The organism is Mesorhizobium sp. M2A.F.Ca.ET.067.02.1.1 (genome assembly GCF_004023285.1).
Lineage (GTDB): Bacteria > Pseudomonadota > Alphaproteobacteria > Rhizobiales > Rhizobiaceae > Mesorhizobium.
In genome coordinates this window covers 1-385 of the sequence record NZ_RZSB01001499.1, presented here as the reverse complement: position 1 = coordinate 385, position 385 = coordinate 1, and the positions used below count along the sequence as shown (strand labels likewise).

The following is a 385-nucleotide window of genomic DNA, read 5'->3' as shown; positions in this document are numbered from 1 at the left end:
GATGATCCGTGTCGCCGCTGGCGAGAAGCTCGCCATCAAGCAGAGCGACGTGAAACTGAACGGCTGGGCGGTGGAAAGCCGCCTCTATGCCGAGGATCCGTACCGCAATTTCCTGCCCTCGATCGGCCGGCTGACGCGCTATCGGCCGCCGGAGGAGGGGACGTTCGGCGATGTGGTCATCCGCAACGATACCGGGGTCACCGAAGGCTCCGAGATTTCGATGTTCTACGATCCGATGGTGGCCAAGCTTTGCACCTGGGCGCCGACCAGGCTCGAGGCGATCGACGCCATGTCGGAGGCGCTCGACAGTTTCGTCGTCGATGGCATCGAGCACAACATTCCGTTCCTGGCGGCGCTGATGCAGCATCCGCGCTGGCGGGAGGGG

1 pseudogene is annotated in these 385 nt (G+C 64.2%); it reads left to right on the top strand.

Going from position 1 to position 385, the window contains the following annotated elements:
• A pseudogene (locus EOA28_RS38510) lies at positions 1 to 385 on the top strand (acetyl/propionyl-CoA carboxylase subunit alpha); the annotation flags it as partial.